Below are 17139 nucleotides of genomic sequence, written 5' to 3'. Positions count from 1 at the left end.
CAATCGCTGATCTACAGGGATGTACTTGTGCGCGTCGGCATGGCCTGGCGATTACCGCTGACTCTGCACTGGATAAGAGCTTGTATCCCTTAAAGGCAAGGATAGGGATTCGCTCTAAATCGGATACGCTCCAGCCGAAACGCTTCGCTTATTTCTGTTTGAGTTCTAGTTTGCTGTCCCGAAAGCAAAAGCAAAACAGACTGGAACTGGTTTTTTTTATAAAAAAACCGGAGCAATGGCTCCGGTCTTTTGTGCAGCTTTTGCTTTACGCGGGGAACAGTTCGCCCAGCTTCAGCGCCAACATCATGTCACCTTCGGCGCGCAACTTGCCGGCCATGAATGCCTGCATGCCATCGGTTTCGCCGTTCATAACGCCCTGCAGGGTCTCGCTGTCCATGATCAGGGTCACGTTAGGAGCAGACGCATCGCCTTGTGCGATAGCGCAGGCGCCGTCCTTGATGGTGACGTTGAAGTTGTTGTCGTCTTCGATATTGAACTGGAATACCAGGTCCAGACCTGCAGCGGCAGCAGGGTTGAACTTTTCTTCCATAGTCTTGGTGATTTCTGCAACGTTGCTCATGTCTAAGTCCTTGTTTCCGATATTTTAAAGCGACAGGCAGATGCCTGTTGCAGTGGGTTATCTGTAAGTTATCGAGTCTGGCTGCTGGTGTACGTCAAGGTGCGACTGGCCGTTGAACGAGGCCAGGCTGATCTTGCTTCTACCATATTGTAGACGGCTTACAGAGGTATTCACTATCTGCCAGTTCAGCTCGAACGCGCTGGTCGCCGGCATTCCGGTGATCAATTGCAGGGCGGCGGTAATGGTGCCCCCCGAAGTAAAAATGGCGATATTTTCGCCACGTCCAGCTTGCTCCGTGACTCTTGCCAGGCCCCGCTTCACGCGCTCTACGAAAGCAGACCAAGGCTCGCAGCCCGGAACTTCGTTCTTCTCGGTAATCCACATCGTGATCACCTTGCTGAACACATGTTGGAACTCTTTACGGTACTGGCCGGCATTCTCGACGAAGTAGCGTGCCTGTGGCTCAGTTTGTTCCAGGTGCGGAAGGTACACACGCATCACCTCGTCTGCCGCATACTCATTGAAAGCGGGCTCGATCAAGATCTCGCTTCCCGAGCCGGGCATGTGAGCCAGCGAGTGACGACCGGTATCTATCTGACGTTGCATTTCACCTGAATACGAACGATCAAATTTCAGCCCGTTTGAATGGGCGAACTGGCCGAGCAGTTCTGATTGTTTGATGCCCAGATCGGACAATACGTCATAGTTTTTTGCACCCAGGGAAGCCTGGCCGTGCCTGATCAAATAGATGCTGCCCACGAAGTCACCTGCCTTGAAAACAAGACCTGAGGGTATGGGCCTCTGTCAGTGCTGTCAACAAGAAACCATACGCTTGTTTGAATCAACTTTCTGTCGACCTCGCCCAAGCTCCTGGTTGATCCTGTATGCTTGAAGACTGAATTTCCTCACCTAATTTGTGACTATCTGGAGTGCGCTTGTGGAATGGGTTGCTGAATACACAATGTTTCTTGCGAAGGCGTTTACCTTTGTTGTGGTGGTATTTTTAATTGTTGCACTGGTCGCATCGATCAAGGCGCGTAACAAACGGGAGGAGGGGACTCTAACCGTGGTCCGTTTGAACGACCAGTTGTTGCGTATGACAGAAAAGCTCGAACACTCGGTGCTCAGCAAACCGGTATTGAAGTCCCTGATCAAGTCGCGCAAGGCCAAGGCCAAAGCGCGGGAAAAATCGACCGAAACCGGTAAACGTGTTTTCGTTTTGAATTTTGACGGCGATATCAAAGCCAGTGCACTTGATCATTTGCGCCATGAGGTGACCGCGGTGCTGGAGCTGGCCACGGACAAGGACGAAATTGTCGTCAAGCTGGAAAGTGGTGGAGGCATGGTGCATGCATACGGCTTGGCCGCCTCGCAGTTAGTGCGGATCCGTGAGGCCGGTGTCCCGCTCACTGTCTGTATCGACAAGGTGGCTGCCAGCGGGGGGTACATGATGGCTTGTATCGGTACCCGGATACTGGCCGCACCATTTGCGATCCTGGGCTCGATTGGTGTTGTGGCGCAAATGCCTAACTTTAACCGGTTACTGAAAAAGCATGATGTTGACTACGAAATGCTCACAGCGGGAGAGTATAAGCGGACCTTGACCCTGTTCGGCGAGAACACCGAGAAAGGCCGTGAAAAGTTTCAAGAGGATCTGGAGAACATTCACCGGCTATTCAAATCCTTCGTCGGTCAGTATCGACCCCAATTGGACGTCGCCGCAGTCGCGACAGGTGAAATATGGTTTGGTAACGAAGCTGTGGAGATGGCGTTGGCGGATGAAATTACCACCAGCGACCAGTACATTAGTCGTATGGTCCATGAAGCCGACGTATTTGAGGTGCATTATGTGCTGCGCAAGCGGCTTCAGGACAAGCTGTCGGCGGGTGTCTCGGTCACAATCGACCGTCTGCTGTTGACCTGGATTTCACGCTTTCACAATCAGCGTTTCTGGTAGGAGTAAAACATGTCTGAATTCAAGGCCTTGGTCGTCAGCGAAGAAGACGGCAAGTACATTTCCCGGGTGTCTACGCGGCACATCGATGAACTCCCAGCGGGCGAAGTATTGATTCGTGTGCGTTACTCCTCGTTGAACTTCAAGGACGCGCTGTCGGCGTCCGGTAACAAGGGTGTGACCCGCACATTTCCGCATACTCCCGGCATCGATGCCGCGGGTGTGATTGAAGTATCGTCGGTTCCCGAGCTGAGTGTTGGAGATGAGGTGATCGTCACCGGCTATGATCTAGGCATGAACACCGCTGGCGGCTATGGTCAATATATTCGTGTGCCGGCTGCCTGGGTGCTGAAACGGCCCGAGGGTCTCAGTCTACGAGACAGCATGGTGCTGGGTACTGCAGGTCTGACTGCTGCGCTGTGTATCGACAAACTGGAACAGGCAGGCCTTTCGCCTGACCAAGGGCCAGTGCTGGTCACCGGTGCAACCGGCGGCGTAGGCAGTATCGCCGTTGCCATGCTCGCCAGTCTCGGCTATCAGGTTGCTGCAGCGACGGGTAAAGCAACCCAAGGTGGTTTTCTCAAGGGGTTGGGCGCCAGTCAGATTATCGAGCGTAGTCAGCTTGAGGCCGGCAAGGAAAAACCCATGCTCAAGGAGCAGTGGGCCGGGGCGGTAGACACGGTAGGCGGCGATATCCTGTTCAATGTGGTGAAGTCATTACGTTACGGAGCCAGTGTGGTTACCTGTGGTTTGACCGCGGGCACCCAGTTTCAGGGCAGTGTAATGCCGTTTATTCTACGCAACGTGAACTTGCTGGGTGTCGACTCGGTCGAGCAGCCACTGGTGGTCAAGGCGTCCATGTGGGATCGGCTGTCTTTCCAGTGGAAGACCGACCTGCACAACCTAGAGCGTGAGGTCACCCTGGATCAGTTGCCACAAGAGATACAGACGATTCTCGGCGGTAACATGACGGGTCGCGTGGTGGTCAATCTGGCTTAAGTACTTTCCAGGCATCAGTCAGGCGCGTACTCATGCGCGCCTGCACATTACCTGATGGCCAGATCAGTAATCATTTTGACGATGGCTCTGGCATCGATCTTGGTCAGTAACTCTGTGACGAAAGAACGGTCTATTTAGCGTATCGAAGGGGAAGCGGCGCAGGTAAGACAGGGACGAGTAGCCCGTGCCAATGTCATCCAGTGCCAGTCTCACGCCTGTGCTGTGAATGTTTTTGAGAATAATCACTGCTTTTTCTGCATCCTCGATCAAGACGGATTCGGTCAGCTCGAGTTCAAGCTTGCCTGGTTGCGTTCCCGATTCACGCAGCACGTCTTTGAGGGACTTGAGATAGTCACCAAACCGCAGTTGGGAGGCAGAAACGTTCACCCCTTGGCGGCGTACGTGGAGATGTCGGTCGTCGAGCCTACAGCGGGTTTCGCCGCGCATGGTGAAACCCACGCTGGCGCTGACGCGAAACTGCCGATCGGCAATGATGCTTGGATCCGACAAGGAACTGACTACCTCGCGTGCCAGTGCAGCGATCGCTGCAACCCCTTCGGATGACCCGAGTGCGATTGCAAACTCATCGCCACCCAGCCGCATGGCTAGAAATTGTTCCTGGCGTTCAGACCTGGCTCTGGCCGCGATCAGTTCAGTCGTCTTGCGCCAAGCGGACAAGGAGCTGATTAACACCATAGGTAAATAAATGCACACGAGCAATGCCACGCCCAAGGAAGCCCGTTGCCCCGTTAGCCAAAGGGCTCCTTCTGCGGCGAAGGTGTAAATCAAGGTATAACTTATGCTGGCATAGGGCATAGGGCAGCGGGCTCGGACAAAGCTATCAGCACTTATCATGCCGGTAACAATGGTGGCGATGGCCATTTGTTGGGTACGTGATGCATCAGGAAGCCAGGTCAGGACCAACCACGCCCACAGAGCGGCCAATACTGCTGCATAGACGGTTGCTCGGTGAGCGCTCTTGGGCGACGCCTGGATTATCGGGCGCCTGCGTGTTCTATCCCAGCCCTTGCTGGACAATAAACACACCAAAGTCAGCAGCGACGGCCACCCATCTCTGGATCGTAGGATGAGTATCGTCGAAATATCGGTGAACAGCTGACGTATCCGTGAATAACGACGTTACACACTATAAATAGTGCGTCCATGTCCCGTTGTTTGACCAGTTCCGTTCCGGTTTTTTTGTCGATCATTACCGTGGCTCAAGCATCAGCGTTCGCGGTGGTTCACGTGATTAATCGCACTTTATCTACAACTTCCTGATAGGGCATTGGGCGTGCAAAAAGATAACCCTGTGCCTGATCGCAGCCGCGTGCGCGGAGTATCGCTAGCTGGGCCTCCGTTTCTACCCCTTCGGCGATGACATTGAGTCCTAAGCCGTGGGCCATAGCGATGACTGTATTGACGATTACTTCGCTACCAGCATCCGTGGTCAACTGGGTGATAAATGACTTGTCGATCTTGAGTGTGTGAATGGGGAAGCGCTTCAGGTAGCTCAGACTGGAGTATCCAGTACCAAAGTCGTCTAGAGAAATACGTGCGCCCAGAGCGATCAACTGTTCCATTTTGGCGATTGCAGATTCTACGTCGTACATCAGGGCACTTTCGGTAATCTCCAGCTCCAGGTTGTGCGCCGGCATAGCGGTTTCGTTCAGAATCTGTCGGATAACATCGACAAGATTTTCCTGATGAAACTGTCGGGCGGACAGATTGACGGCCACTGTCAGTGTCGGCATGGTCGCGCCGAGACGACAGGCTTCCCTGAGTACCCATTCCCCCAGGGGAATGATTAACCCCGTCTTTTCAGCTATGGGAATAAAGCGGTCCGGAGAGATGACACCTTGTGTCGGATGCTGCCAGCGTACCAGTGCTTCCATACCGACTATCTGATGAGAAGTAATATTGATTTGAGGTTGAAAGTAGAGCTGAAATTGCTCGAGCCTTAATGCATGCCTTAATGATGTTTCCAGTGCCAGGCCATCGTTCAATATGTCATTGGTGTCTACTTTTGAAGGCTGGCAATCATTGCCCCCTTGTTCCTTTATATGGCTCATCGCCGTGGCGGCGCTATTGATCAGGGTATCCATGTCCCGGCCGTTACGCGGGTATTCTGCAATACCCATACTGCAGGCAACGAACAGCTCTTGCCCGTCAACCAGTTCTATTACTGAAAGCAGGGCACCGATTATACAGGTAGCCACTAAAGATGCCTCAGCGGCGTTCTGACCGGGGAGTAGAATAACGAATTCATCACCGCCCCAGCGTGAGACCGTGTCTGCCTTGCCCACGCACGCATTGATTCGCTGCGCTACGGTGCGAAGCACAGTATCGCCGTGGGTATGACCAAGGCTGTCGTTGACCTGTTTGAACCGGTCAATGTCCATGTACACAATACTGACGACGCCCTGATTGTTATCTGCCTGGAGCAAAGCCTGCTGCAAGCGATCAGCCAACAGCAATCGATTCGGCAGCTGCGTGACGCTGTCGAAGTACATCATATATTCAAACTGCTGGCGCCTGTCCAGATTGGCGATAGCGAATGCGACATCACCCGCCAACTCGTGCAACAGTTTCATATCAGGTTGATCGAACAGAAAGGGCTCGCCTTGATAGAGCACCATGGCCGTTTCCAAAGAATGCTCCGGCGATGTCAGAGGGAAGGCCGCCAGCGCTTGCACTCCAGTCGATATCAAGCTCAGGGGTTTGCCGTTTGAAAGCGGATTCGCTTTATCATCACGTAATACGGTGCGGTGGGTGCGTAGGCATTCGCGAATGGCATCCGTCTCGGTTCCCGAGAGCTGTTTAGCCTCAATTATCCTGCCTCCGGCATAGGCACTAAACATCTTCAGCTGGCCGGTTTTAATGTCGTGCTCAACAAACACCGCGGCAGACAGATTACCTTCTTCCACAGCGATACGAGAGGTCTCAGAGCACAAAGTTTCACGGCTCGGCAGCCGTATGATCAGTGAGTTGATGCTGCTCAGCACTTTATGCATGCGATTGAGGCGCAGGATTTGCTGTTGCGCTTCTACACGCTCAGTGATGTCTACAATGACCGCCATGAAATAGTAGCTATCCGCGTTTTGTACCGGGCTCAGGACGATCTCAGCGCGGAACTCGGTACCGTCTCGACGCAAGGCAAAAAGCTCTCTCCCTTCGCCGATCATGCGTGGTTCCGGCTGAAGCTTATAGTCGTATTGGTATCCTGCATAATTCATGCGAAATCGATCAGGTATGAGGCTTTCCAGTGATTGGCCCAACATCTGACTGGCCTGATACCGAAACAACGAGTGTGCGAGCCGGTTGGCCGTACGGATAATGCCCATTTTGTCGATCATGATGGTTGCTACAGGAGATGAATCAATGCTACGGCGGTAACGTTCCTCTTCACGATTGAGAGCTTCTGCGCCCAGCCAGACTAAGCAACCCAGTACTAAAAAGCTGGAAAGACTGCTCAGCGCAAAGCCGAAAGCCTCGGTATAGAACCCGGCACTCACTCCCTGGAGGCTTAGCTAGTTCGTCAATATAGGCGTCATAATGATGTAAGGGAGCAGTCTTCGTAGAGACCTTCCTCCCGCGTAGGGGCTGGCAGCGGAGCGCACTAACCCCTCTTCCGGTCTCGCTAACAGCATGGCGGTGCCGCTGAGCACAAATAGCGCCGCTGTGTGCAGAGCTATTTTGGAAAGCATAAGAGGTTTGAAGTGCTGTATGCCGAATACGTAACCAATCAGCGCAGTGCCACCGACCAGGATTACTGCAAGGGCGAGTACTTGCATTATCGTAGTGGTATGGCGTATCGGCAGGGCAGTGATCAACCAACCTGCACTGATCATGGTGAAACATAGGGCCGTGCCTGATGGCATACGCCCTGGCAAGTTTTCTAAAGGCGTAACTTTATCCATAATAATAAGATTGTCGATACCAAGCTGCCAGCCAGACGCATACTCAAGCAACGTCAGGCTGGCTATCCCCAATACGAATACAGCCAGCAACATGGTGACTGGATCGCTCGGCGAGGCCGACGCAGGCTGCGATTTACGCCGCATAATGAAGCCGCAGGCGCAGAAGCAAAGCGCCGAATTGAACTTCATCGACTCAAAGGCAGGCAAAAGCCTTTTTCCCGCTTCGATGTCAAAAAACCACGACAGTAATACCAATGCACCAACGGAAAACACCACCCAGCCCATCTGGTTTACGATAGTGCTGTAAATATCTTTTGTACCCGATGACGCTTCAGTGGCCGTTTTGCTTGCATCCTGACGTAGCATTTTTTTGTTACTCCCAAATAGAGTTCAGAGGCATGCTATGAGCCGTTTGATCCGGCACCTCTAAACTCAACATAGGTTATTAACATTTTTTTTGCTAAGCGCGGTCTGTGCGTTAACGCACTTATGGCGCGTTGTCAGTAAGCATAACGTTCAGTCTGGGCTCCTTTGTGGTTGTCAGCTAAAGCGGTATAGACTGGAAGAACTCCTTTGACTCTGCAATCTAGCAGCCGGCTCTTGGGGCGCCGCACCAATCCACTACGGGGTCTCCCGGATTCCGAACTCGACAGGAAGCCCGACTATGTCCGTAACCGATATTCGCGCCGCGAAACGTCCCGAACCCGATGCACTGATCCAGCTGATTGCTGATTACGTCTGCTATACAGAGATCAAATCCGACACGGCGCTGGAAACTGCACATTACTGTCTCAAGGACTCGCTGGCGTGCGCGGCGCTAGCCCTACGTTTTCCAGAATGCAGCAAGCTGCTGGGGCCCGTGGTGCCCGGTGCCGATCTGCCGGGTGGCGCGCGGGTGCCGGGTACGCACTTCGAGCTTGATCCGGTGCAGGGCGCGTTCAACATTGGCGTACTGATACGTTATCTTGATTTCAACGATACCTGGCTGGCCGCCGAGTGGGGTCATCCGTCTGACAACCTGGGAGCGATTCTGGCAGTGGCCGATTACATTGCCCTCCGGGACGTGCCCAGGGGACTTAACCCGCCGACCGTCCGTGACATACTCGTCGCGATGATCAAGGCGCACGAGATTCAGGGTGTACTGGCGCTGAAGAATTCGTTTAACCGCGTGGGGCTGGATCACGTACTGCTGGTCCGAGTGGCCTCAACTGCGGTGGTAACACGTATGCTGGGCGGCTCGCGCGATGATGTAGTTAACGCTGTCAGTCAGGCCTGGATCGACGGTGGCGCGCTCCGAACCTATCGCCATGCGCCGAATACCGGTCCGCGTAAGAGTTGGGCCGCCGGCGACGCTTGCCGACGCGCCGTGCAGCTCGCACTCTTGACACTCCAGGGCGAGAATGGATATCCGTCGGTGCTCACGGCCAAAGGCTGGGGGTTTCAGGATGTGCTGTTCAAAGGCAAGACGCTGGAGCTGGAACGCCAGCTCGGCAGCTACGTGATGGAAAACGTGCTTTTCAAAGTTGCCTTCCCGGCCGAGTTCCACGCCCAAACTGCACTGGAGTGCGCGTTGAAATTGCACCCCGAGGTGCACGACCGACTGGCCGATGTGGATCGAATCGAAATCGAGACGCAGGCCGCTGCTATGCGCATCATCGACAAAACCGGTCCGCTGGATAACTACGCTGACCGCGATCACTGCATTCAATATATGGTTGCGGTGCCAATGATCTTCGGTGAACTAACCGCGGAGTCTTACTCGAACGAGGTTGCGGCCGACCCGCGCATCGACGCGTTACGCGACAAGATGGTGGTCAAGGAGAATCCACGTTTTACCGAGGAGTACTTCGACCCCGACAAGCGGGCCATTGGAAACGCTGTGCAGGTGTTCTTCAGTGATGGAAGCAAGACCGACAAGGTCAGCATCGACTATCCATTGGGCCACCAGCGCCGTAGAGATGAAGGTATACCGCTGCTTGAAGCTAAGTTCAAGCAGGCTGTTAAAGGTCATTTTGGCGCCCGCCAAGCTGCGGCAATCATCGAAATTATGGGAGATGCTGACAGGCTGGCGAACATGGACGTGCACGAATTCAGCGCACTATGGTCATTGATCTGATCCCGATCAGCGGCGGACCCATACCTCCACGCGGCCATTGCGCGTTGCTCCGTTGTCTCCACCAGCCGCGCCCACTCGCATGGAATGGCCATAGCCAGTATGTCCCGGTACGAGGGTGCCACGTTCTCGCAGGGCCTTGCTGACTGTGAGCGCACGCAGCTCAGAGATCATCTGGGCACGAAGCTCGTCGCTTTGCTCGTCCGCAAAGCCAATCAGCATCAGGTCTTTCCCGGTCCTGCCGGTTTCTCCGAGGTAATGCTGGATGCGTAGTAAGTCTCGCTGTGCTTTATTGTCCAGTAGTGTGCGACCTTCAGTGAAACGAACATTCACGGACAGGCGCTGATAAGGCTCGGTCAGGCGCTTGAAGGTGTCCGGGACGCTGTCGTCCTGCACCGGATCAACCGCAAACGGGTTCTGGGAGAAAAAACCGGTCTCGGCCACAATATCTTGGCCTGTTTGGCTCTGGGCGAAGTCGATAAAGGCCTGAGCCAAAGGCTTGCTGGATGCCCCCGGTGTGTACAGATACAACCGGCGAGACAGCGGGTAGTCTTCAGTAGCAACCGAGAGTTCACTGGGCCTGAGGGCTGGCGCATTTCCGTCGGCGATAGCCAGTAGTTTACTGCTGCGCACCGAGGCGAACCCGGTAAAGCCGATGCCTGCCGGATCTCCACTGATGTCATCTGACAGCTGGTCGTTGGACTCGTAGCGCAAAGCTTTGTCAGTCAGCCTGTACTTGCCGGCTAGAACCAGATCCTTGAACGTGTCCCAGGTCCCTGACCGATCATCGCGGGCGTACACCCGAATCGTCAGGTCGGGACCGCCAAAAGCGGACCAGTTGGTAATCTCGCCGGCGAAAATCTTCGCCAGAGTCTCTATGCTGAGCTGATCGACCGGGTTAGATGGATGAACCAGAATCGCCAGGCCATCAATGGCAATGATGTGTTCGCTATCGGCAGTGGTCATGTCAGCCTGTCCTGCCATTGCGTTGACTTCCGTATCCTTGATGCGTCGCGAGGCAGCCCAGATATCAGCCTTGCTGGCCATCATTGCGGTAAAGCCGGTGCTGGAGCCGTGAGCAGCTACCAACACGGTCAGTGGCTTACTGCCGCGCATGGTTGTGAGTACCGTCTCGTTTTCAGTCCCCGTGGCGGTCGCAGTTGCGGGCGCTCCGGTCAGCTGTTCCAGGAAACCGGTTATCAGCAAGGGTGCGAGTGTGGCACCAATGGTATTGGAACCATGGATTTCCAGATCGTGGGCGAACGCCAGACCGGGCGTCACTCCCGGGACAAAAGCCAGAGCAAACATCAGGCGGTGCATTATTCGACGGCAAACTGACTGCATCGGTAACCTCAATATAATCTGACGGGCAGGGTATAGCCCCGGCGAGGATGAGCTACTCAGATGATATTCCGATGACAATGCAGTCAAAGTTGTTTAACGCTCGGGTCGCGCGTCATTGATGTGCTGCGTTTACTATTCAGGAAATCGCTTGAATTCGGGGAGTTCGTGCACATTTTGCATCCAACCCAAACGCTCGGCTGTCTGTATCTGCACTTCAGGAGGTAAGGCGTCCGGATCATCGAGTGTCGCCGTTTGCACGTCAACGATGCCAGGTAGTACCTCTGCATTGCGATAGAACAAACCACCGCCACAATCGGAGCAGAAGCTGCGCATCGCCGTGCCGGATGAGTTAATCGTTTTCGGCTGACCTTGGGTCAGGGTCAAGGCGGTCTCGGGGAACATCGCCCAGGCGACCATGGGGGCACCGGCGCTGCGCTGGCAGTCACGGCAATGACACAAGGCTACCAACTGTGGGTTGCCAGAAAGCCGATAACGAATGGCGCCGCACAAACACTGTCCAGAATGAGCCATTAAAAGATCTCCTCAGTAGGGTCAGTGACTGATCCGGTGCAAGCGCGATGGCAACACAAAGCCCTTGAGTTGCTTCGCGCGCTGGTAAGCAGAGGTCATTCACTGACGTATCACATTACTGCTTGCTGGCCTTTTTTTCCTTCTTGTCATCGCGTTTTTCTTTCAGCGTTTTTTCCGGTTTCTTTTTGGTCGCTTTTTTTGAATCCTGGCCTTTAGACATGGTTTTTTCCTCTAACTGAGTGGATAAAGCATCAAACGCCTACGAACATGACCGCTTCTTGCGCTTCGCTCCTGTATGGCCAGTCAACGCAGCTGTTCACGCCACATGGCGCCTTGTCATGTGAGGTAAGAAGCCAGCATTGAGAAAAGCATGGAGGTCCATGCCGCCAGAGAGAGGACTGCGTATCAGCAGTTGTGAGCATCTTGCTATGTTTCGATCGGGATAGCTATGACCATTGTGTCGGACGTAAATAGACACTCGGACGCTGTTGATTGGCCTGATGTAAGAGGTTCCAAATATGGCAGGCTTAAGCGTCTTTTTCATGCGCTTTGGTCAAAAAGATAAACAGACCCAGCGCAGTCAAGAGTAGGGCAGTGCTCGAAATAATGGCCACTGGATAGATCAAATTACCAGCCAACTCCAGCTGGCTGTACTTGATAACCATAATCAACCCCTCCAGTGATAATGCCACGCATACCGTTCCTATAAACCGCGGTACGGTTCGTCTCAGGCCGGCGATGGCATCTTCATCGTTTTTAATCTCTTGGCCGGAATGCTCTTTATTGATGACCAGCGCCAGCTCAAATACCGCCAATGCAATAATCCCGGTATTGATGCTAGACAAAAACATTTCCATGATGTCTTCGCCACTCACAATACCCCGCACCACATTACTGAATAGCGAATACAGAATGGCAACGGCCAGGCCCAAAAACAAAATAGTAAATAGCTTGGCAATCAGGTTTTTGACTAAAGCAAAGCCCTGTGTGGTGGTCATAAGATTCCTTATTGAGGCTAAACGGGTCGCTGGGATATGTCACATGCCGTCCAAGTAACGTGCCTAAGTAGACCACGGCGTACAGTGTTGGTTCTGCAGGTCAGGCAAAGGGCAGGATCTGAATCGACGGAGACAGACGCAACCGGCGTGCGCCGGAGACTCTCCGCTGCTGGTCGCTATGTTTTCCAAATTGTACCGCAGGCGTTGCATTTGCCGCCGTCCCTGACGGGGAACAACGGGAAATTTAAACCCAGAAACATCAAAAAGGCCCAGCGTCGTCCGAGCTGATGGAATTCGGTGTCGTCGCTGCCGCAATGCGGACAGATTTGCACGTCGACTTCGACCGCTTCAATTAGGTCTTTTTCGCGATCCTCGTCGAGGACCTGCAGTGCCTTCTCAGCGAACGGCTCCGGCACCTGGAGCCTGACGCCACCTAATGCATTCGAATACAGCCACTGCATATTGATCGTGTGTTCATCGGCGATAAACGCAGGTATACCCTCTGTGTCCAGACGCGATTTGGCTATGTGCGCCTCGTAGGGGAAGCTGTATCGGGAAACGGTTACTAGCATGCAAGTAGTGTAGCGCCTTGTTTGCGAGGCGCCAGATACCTATATACCGCTACCGCAGCCATTACCGAAAACACATAGCCCACAACGGAGAAGGGGAGAGCCGAGAAAGTAAGCGCGCATGGCTTACAGGTAAAGCACCGCGCGAAAGAACTGCAGGTAGCTTTTTCTCGCTGCCTGAGCGACCAAGCAAACCAATGCCTCTGTGGTAGAGTAGTTAACGAATTTAACCTGAGTAATTCAGATGCTTATATACCTTCTCGTCTCCTGTGACCGCCTTGAAGAAAAGCGGGAGAAGAAACTAAGACAGAACCTGCCGGAGCTTCAAGCAGCCTTGCAGGCGTACGTTGATGGCAACCAAGCCAACAATGTCACCCTGATCAATGACTGCGAAAGTGACAATTGCGAGGACTGGCAGCTGGGTATCAGTCAGCCGGTGAAGAAGAATATTCACCTCAATTTTCCAGTGAACCTGTTTAACAGTCTTGCCAGGAAATATGACATTGATTGCGAAGTGGGTTACATCGAGGACGATACCCGCGAGCCTGTCAGTTATTTCGGTAAACAGGAAGGCCCAGGTGAAGCCTTTTTGATCGCGGAATATTTGGATTTGTAGCAGAAGGCCTGTGCGATAGGATGGGCTAGAACACAAAGCGAGAACAGAGTCCCACGTTTTATATAGAACGGAGTCATAGTATGAATCGTTTTACGTATTTCCTCGCTACTCTGCTGCTGTTTTTGTCAATGGCTGCCCATGGCGCGACGATGCGCTGCAGTAACGGAATAATCTCGACAGGGGATCTCTCCCAAGATGTCCTCACAAAATGCGGTGAACCTGTATCGAGCAACAAAGCCAATCCGTCTGTCGATGAATATGGCCATATTGTCAAAGGTGCCGCACTGATTGAGTATTGGACATATAAAGACACGGGTATGAATTACGAATTGAGATTTATCGATGGTCGGCTCGTGCAGATAACGGGAAGCCGATAGCCATATATATATTTAGATAAAAATGGGGTCAGATGAACGTTTGCTACTAAACTTAATGTCATCTGCCCCCAATTACCTCATATAACCGTACCGGTCATTCAGGAGAATCGACACATGAGGCCCGGCCGGCACTATGGCCTCCCCTCAGGGAATGAGCTTGCCCGCACGCAAGCGCTCGAAAACGTCGAAGAACGCTTCATCGCTTGCCTGATAATCCAGAAAACCCAGCTTCCGGCTTTTCGACGTGTCAGTCACGACTTCAATCGGGCGCCCCAGGTCCGCATCGGTATGCCAGGGTGAAATCAACTTATTGATATCCGACTCGGCTAGACCATACTGCTCAACCATCTTTTTCCAGATCTGCGCGTCATCCGCCATCTGCTGCTCCAGGGGCAGTATTGTACCGTCGAAGGGCGCGGCCTCGATGCCGAACCAGTCCGCGATATGCGCCCACATCCACTGCCAGCGAAACACGTCTCCGTTCACCACATTGAAGGCTTCATTGGACGCGTCGGGCGTGGTGGAGGCCCAAAGCATATGCCGTGAGAGTTGTGCGGCGTCGGTCATATCCGTGAGGCTTCGCCATTGCACTTCGGATCCGGGAAAGCGAAAGGGGCGACCCGTAAAGCGACAGATAGCCGCGTACACCGCCAGTGTGGTCGCCATATTCATCGCGTTACCTACAGCGACGCCGGTGACAGTGTGCGGCCTATGGACGCTCCAGGTGAAGCCATCACGCTCGGCAGCGGCGAAGAGTTCATCCTCCTGGGCGTAATAGAAGTTGGCGACATCCAGCCGGCCCTGCTCTTCACGAAACGGCGTTTGCGGCAGAGTGCCCTGACCGTAGGCCTCGAACGGCCCCAGATAGTGCTTGAGGCCGGTGGAGAGGGCAACATGGCGGACGCAACCTGCCGGGCGAAGGACATCCAGCAGGTTGCGAACCATTTCGGCGTTGACCCTGATATTCTCTGCTTCGCTTGCCTGACGAGCCCAGGTCGTCAGGTACACATGGGTCGGCTCAAGTCCCTGCAACGCCGTTGCCAGGCCGTCCTTGTCCAGCAAATCGGCGCAGACCGGGGTAACACCTGCCATTGCGTTTGGACGGCGAGCAAGGCCCGCGACTGCCCAGTTTTCTTTTGCCAGCAGGTGCGACATTGCGCTACCTATGAAGCCACTGGCTCCGACAACCAACGCTTGATTTTTTCATGCGCCAACCCCCAAAACGGTAAAGGTGGCCACCTTAAACGCTCTCGAACGCCGATCCTAGTCGGCACCAAATGGTAACTACCCCTATGCAGACTGGATCAGACGAAGAAAAATGGCTGGAAGATTGCGCACCGCGACGCGTACTCGAGCTCTTCTCCACGAAGTGGACCAGCATGATTATTCATACGCTCCATGCACGCCATGATGGGGCAGCCCGCACTGGATCACTGCACCGATCCTTACCGGGCATCTCCAAGAAGATGCTGATTCAGACACTCCGTGAGCTGGAAGCCAGTGGGCTAGTCGAGCGGCATGTCGAGGAGACCGTCCCGCCCGCCGTGACCTACGCCCTGTCGCCACTCGGCAAGCTTATGGTTCAGCCCATCGAGATGATCTACGACTGGGCAAGGGATAATTCGACCGCCCTGGATCAGTTACAGCCGCGCAAAACGTCCAGAAGACGGTGACGGGTTGATCGGGGTCAGATGAAAACTTTCCGCAGAAAATACGACTCATTTTTTTAACTGACCCCGGTTTATTTTTGTGGGTCTATCTGAGGGGGGCTGGTAGACCTTAAAGGGATTTTTGGGGGGGTATAAACGATGGTGATCGGTCGCTATGGCTATGTTTTAGCCTTGATTAGCACCAATCAGCGCTATGATTAGATAGTCCTGCGACGCGTATCAGCAAGGCACTAGGGGCCAGCCCCTTATTTTATCCAGTGTCACCGCTTAGCGAAGTACCAGACCATTTAACTTTTTCAGGAGCACAAAATGTCAGATACCAACATCGAACTCATTTCCACTATTAGCGAAAACAACACACTGGAACTGGCCCTGCGCGAGATCGCAGTCCCCCAGCCCGGCGAAAACGAAGTGGTCATCCGCATCGAAGCCGCGCCTATCAACCCGTCTGACCTGGGTGTGATGTTCAGCGCGGCGGATATGACGACTGCCAGCCAATCCGGTAGCGCCGATCGTCCGGTCATCAGTGCCGACGTCCCCGCCAAATTCATGGGCGCTGTTAAAAAGCGGGTTGGCAAGGCCATACCCGTAGGCAACGAAGGTGCCGGAACCGTCGTCGCTGCCGGCTCATCAGCCGCTGCGCAAAGCCTGATGGGTAAAACCGTTGCGTTCATTGGCGGTGGTAGTTACCGCAAATACCTCTGTGCCAATGTGCAAAGCTGTCTGGAACTGGAGCCGGGTACCACTCCAGTCGAAGCCGCTTCCAGCTTTGTTAATCCGCTTACTGCATTGGCCATGGTAGAAACCATGCGCGCCGAAGGCCACAAGGCTATCGTTCACGCTGCCGCCGCCTCCAACCTCGGACAAATGCTCAACCGCATCTGTATCGCCGACGGCATCGACCTGGTCAATATCGTCCGCAAGCCGGAACAGGAAGCATTGCTGCGCGGCATCGGTGCCAAATACGTGGTCAACTCCAGTAGCGACAGCTTTATGGCAGACCTGACCCAAGCATTGATCGAAACCGGCGCCACTATTGCGTTCGACCCTATTGGTGGCGGTAAGTTGGCTAGCGATATTCTCACCTGTATGGAAGCCGCCGTCTCGCGCGACATCACTGAATACAGCGTGTATGGATCCACCATCTTCAAACAGGTGTATATCTATGGCGGCCTTGATCGCGGCCCCGTTACGCTAAACCGCACCTTTGGTTTTGCCTGGGGTGTGAACGGTTTCTTATTGTTTAATGCGTTAGGAAAACTGGGTAACGAAACCACCACCGCCATGCGCAAACGCATAGCCGCCGAGATCAAAACCACATTCGCCAGTCACTATACTCACGAAGTATCCTTGGCCGGTGCGTTAAAATTGGAATCGATGGCGGTTTACGGCAAACAGGCAACCGGTGAGAAATTCCTGATCAAGCCCCAGAGCTAAGGTTTGGCGTGTGGCCGCAAGGCCGTTGTAG

General features: G+C 53.8%; 17 protein-coding genes. 7 read left to right on the top strand and 10 right to left on the bottom strand.

Annotation, left to right across the window (positions count from 1 at the left end):
* Positions 1-265: 265 nt before the first annotated feature.
* Both ACJAXR_RS05805 and ACJAXR_RS05800 read right to left on the bottom strand, forming a co-directional pair.
* The gene (locus tag ACJAXR_RS05805) at positions 266-580 is read right to left on the bottom strand and encodes an SCP2 sterol-binding domain-containing protein (RefSeq protein ID WP_415057304.1); all 315 of its coding nucleotides are present in this window, start codon (positions 578-580) and stop codon (positions 266-268) included.
* A gap of 57 nt (positions 581-637) precedes the next feature.
* Positions 638-1339, bottom strand: a complete 702-nt coding sequence (locus ACJAXR_RS05800) for a histidine phosphatase family protein (RefSeq protein ID WP_415057303.1) — start codon at positions 1337-1339, stop codon at positions 638-640.
* 178 nt (positions 1340-1517) lie between these two features.
* Here ACJAXR_RS05800 and sohB point away from each other — a divergent pair, with 178 nt between their 5' ends.
* A complete protein-coding gene (gene sohB / locus ACJAXR_RS05795) occupies positions 1518-2537 on the top strand; it encodes a protease SohB (RefSeq protein ID WP_415057302.1) in 1020 nt (339 codons plus the stop codon).
* A gap of 9 nt (positions 2538-2546) precedes the next feature.
* Positions 2547-3533: a YhdH/YhfP family quinone oxidoreductase gene (locus ACJAXR_RS05790; protein ID WP_415057301.1), complete on the top strand. Its 987-nt coding sequence runs from the start codon at positions 2547-2549 to the stop codon at positions 3531-3533.
* Between the two features lie 63 nt (positions 3534-3596).
* Here the strand turns inward: ACJAXR_RS05790 and ACJAXR_RS05785 are convergent, their stop codons facing one another.
* The 3 genes from ACJAXR_RS05785 to ACJAXR_RS05775 form a co-directional block, all read right to left on the bottom strand.
* Entirely contained in the window at positions 3597-4478 is an 882-nt protein-coding gene (locus ACJAXR_RS05785; RefSeq protein ID WP_415057300.1) for an EAL domain-containing protein, read from the bottom strand.
* Between the two features lie 299 nt (positions 4479-4777).
* Positions 4778-7048, bottom strand: a complete 2271-nt coding sequence (locus tag ACJAXR_RS05780; RefSeq protein ID WP_415057299.1) for an EAL domain-containing protein — start codon at positions 7046-7048, stop codon at positions 4778-4780.
* A 15-nt stretch (positions 7049-7063) separates the two neighbouring features.
* Positions 7064-7738: a hypothetical protein gene (locus tag ACJAXR_RS05775; RefSeq protein WP_415057298.1), complete on the bottom strand. Its 675-nt coding sequence runs from the start codon at positions 7736-7738 to the stop codon at positions 7064-7066.
* Between the two features lie 379 nt (positions 7739-8117).
* Between ACJAXR_RS05775 and ACJAXR_RS05770 the strand changes: the two genes are divergently transcribed.
* Positions 8118-9569 (top strand): bifunctional 2-methylcitrate dehydratase/aconitate hydratase, encoded by a 1452-nt coding sequence (locus ACJAXR_RS05770; protein WP_415057297.1) that lies wholly within the window; start codon positions 8118-8120, stop codon positions 9567-9569.
* A 6-nt stretch (positions 9570-9575) separates the two neighbouring features.
* Here the strand turns inward: ACJAXR_RS05770 and ACJAXR_RS05765 are convergent, their stop codons facing one another.
* From ACJAXR_RS05765 to ACJAXR_RS05750, 4 genes are all read right to left on the bottom strand, one after another.
* Positions 9576-10910, bottom strand: coding sequence for a substrate-binding domain-containing protein (locus ACJAXR_RS05765; protein WP_415057296.1), 1335 nt, complete (start codon positions 10908-10910; stop codon positions 9576-9578).
* A gap of 132 nt (positions 10911-11042) precedes the next feature.
* Positions 11043-11441, bottom strand: a complete 399-nt coding sequence (locus tag ACJAXR_RS05760; RefSeq protein ID WP_415057295.1) for a GFA family protein — start codon at positions 11439-11441, stop codon at positions 11043-11045.
* Positions 11442-11968: 527 nt separating this feature from the next.
* Positions 11969-12439: a hypothetical protein gene (locus ACJAXR_RS05755; protein WP_415057294.1), complete on the bottom strand. Its 471-nt coding sequence runs from the start codon at positions 12437-12439 to the stop codon at positions 11969-11971.
* Between the two features lie 176 nt (positions 12440-12615).
* Positions 12616-13011, bottom strand: coding sequence for a putative signal transducing protein (locus tag ACJAXR_RS05750; RefSeq protein WP_415057293.1), 396 nt, complete (start codon positions 13009-13011; stop codon positions 12616-12618).
* A gap of 241 nt (positions 13012-13252) precedes the next feature.
* Here ACJAXR_RS05750 and ACJAXR_RS05745 point away from each other — a divergent pair, with 241 nt between their 5' ends.
* Positions 13253-13624 (top strand): hypothetical protein, encoded by a 372-nt coding sequence (locus tag ACJAXR_RS05745; RefSeq protein WP_415057292.1) that lies wholly within the window; start codon positions 13253-13255, stop codon positions 13622-13624.
* Positions 13625-13704: 80 nt separating this feature from the next.
* Complete coding sequence (locus ACJAXR_RS05740) at positions 13705-14001, top strand: DUF2845 domain-containing protein (protein ID WP_415057291.1); 297 nt, start codon at positions 13705-13707, stop codon at positions 13999-14001.
* A gap of 144 nt (positions 14002-14145) precedes the next feature.
* Here the strand turns inward: ACJAXR_RS05740 and ACJAXR_RS05735 are convergent, their stop codons facing one another.
* Positions 14146-15192, bottom strand: a complete 1047-nt coding sequence (locus tag ACJAXR_RS05735; protein WP_415057290.1) for an SDR family oxidoreductase — start codon at positions 15190-15192, stop codon at positions 14146-14148.
* Between the two features lie 101 nt (positions 15193-15293).
* Between ACJAXR_RS05735 and ACJAXR_RS05730 the strand changes: the two genes are divergently transcribed.
* Positions 15294-15674 carry a winged helix-turn-helix transcriptional regulator gene (locus ACJAXR_RS05730; protein ID WP_415057289.1) on the top strand — a complete coding sequence of 127 codons (381 nt, stop codon included), beginning with the start codon at positions 15294-15296 and terminating at the stop codon, positions 15672-15674.
* Positions 15675-15980: 306 nt separating this feature from the next.
* Complete coding sequence (locus ACJAXR_RS05725; RefSeq protein ID WP_415057288.1) at positions 15981-17108, top strand: zinc-binding dehydrogenase; 1128 nt, start codon at positions 15981-15983, stop codon at positions 17106-17108.
* Positions 17109-17139: the final 31 nt, after the last annotated feature.

The organism is Halopseudomonas sp. (assembly GCF_047631575.1).
Taxonomy (GTDB): domain Bacteria; phylum Pseudomonadota; class Gammaproteobacteria; order Pseudomonadales; family Pseudomonadaceae; genus Halopseudomonas.
The sequence above is the reverse complement of the archived record's forward strand: the minus strand, read 5'-3'. Positions and strand labels throughout refer to the sequence as shown.

What these genes read in the sequence shown, in the direction of transcription:
- ACJAXR_RS05775 (WP_415057298.1), bottom strand. Translation starts at nt 7,738, where the DNA reads ATGGGCTGGGTGGTGTTTTCCGTTGGTGCATTGGTATTACTGTCGTGG.
- ACJAXR_RS05730 (WP_415057289.1), top strand. Translation starts at nt 15,294, where the DNA reads ATGCAGACTGGATCAGACGAAGAAAAATGGCTGGAAGATTGCGCACCG.
- ACJAXR_RS05740 (WP_415057291.1), top strand. Translation starts at nt 13,705, where the DNA reads ATGAATCGTTTTACGTATTTCCTCGCTACTCTGCTGCTGTTTTTGTCA.
- ACJAXR_RS05760 (WP_415057295.1), bottom strand. Translation starts at nt 11,441, where the DNA reads ATGGCTCATTCTGGACAGTGTTTGTGCGGCGCCATTCGTTATCGGCTT.
- ACJAXR_RS05745 (WP_415057292.1), top strand. Translation starts at nt 13,253, where the DNA reads ATGCTTATATACCTTCTCGTCTCCTGTGACCGCCTTGAAGAAAAGCGG.
- ACJAXR_RS05750 (WP_415057293.1), bottom strand. Translation starts at nt 13,011, where the DNA reads ATGCTAGTAACCGTTTCCCGATACAGCTTCCCCTACGAGGCGCACATA.
- ACJAXR_RS05805 (WP_415057304.1), bottom strand. Translation starts at nt 580, where the DNA reads ATGAGCAACGTTGCAGAAATCACCAAGACTATGGAAGAAAAGTTCAAC.
- ACJAXR_RS05770 (WP_415057297.1), top strand. Translation starts at nt 8,118, where the DNA reads ATGTCCGTAACCGATATTCGCGCCGCGAAACGTCCCGAACCCGATGCA.
- ACJAXR_RS05765 (WP_415057296.1), bottom strand. Translation starts at nt 10,910, where the DNA reads ATGCAGTCAGTTTGCCGTCGAATAATGCACCGCCTGATGTTTGCTCTG.
- ACJAXR_RS05755 (WP_415057294.1), bottom strand. Translation starts at nt 12,439, where the DNA reads ATGACCACCACACAGGGCTTTGCTTTAGTCAAAAACCTGATTGCCAAG.
- ACJAXR_RS05790 (WP_415057301.1), top strand. Translation starts at nt 2,547, where the DNA reads ATGTCTGAATTCAAGGCCTTGGTCGTCAGCGAAGAAGACGGCAAGTAC.
- ACJAXR_RS05725 (WP_415057288.1), top strand. Translation starts at nt 15,981, where the DNA reads ATGTCAGATACCAACATCGAACTCATTTCCACTATTAGCGAAAACAAC.